Genomic DNA, 312 nt, shown 5'->3' with positions numbered 1-312 from the left:
CGGGCAATGCCGGCAGCTTTTTCAAGAATCCCATCGTCGCGGCCGCGCAGCGTGATGCGCTGCTCGAGCGTTTCCCAGGGCTGGTTTCCTATGCGCAACCGGACGGGCGTTTCAAGCTTGCCGCGGGCTGGTTGATCGATCAATGCGGCTGGAAAGGACGCCAGCTGGGCGCCGCCGGCGTGCATGATCGGCAAGCGCTGGTGCTGGTGAATCGCGGCGGCGCCACGGCGGCCGACATCATGGCGCTGGCGCGTGCGATCCAGGACGCGGTCATGGATCGCTATGGCGTGGCGCTGGAACCCGAACCCGTGG

At 67.0% G+C, this 312-nt stretch carries 1 pseudogene; it reads left to right on the top strand.

The window, feature by feature from the left end:
• Positions 1 to 312, top strand: a pseudogene (locus SB751_RS29220) (UDP-N-acetylenolpyruvoylglucosamine reductase); the annotation flags it as partial.

The organism is Cupriavidus sp. SIMBA_020, from assembly GCF_046535395.1.
GTDB classification, from domain to species: domain Bacteria; phylum Pseudomonadota; class Gammaproteobacteria; order Burkholderiales; family Burkholderiaceae; genus Cupriavidus; species Cupriavidus campinensis.
The sequence above is the reverse complement of the archived record's forward strand: the minus strand, read 5'-3'. Positions and strand labels throughout refer to the sequence as shown.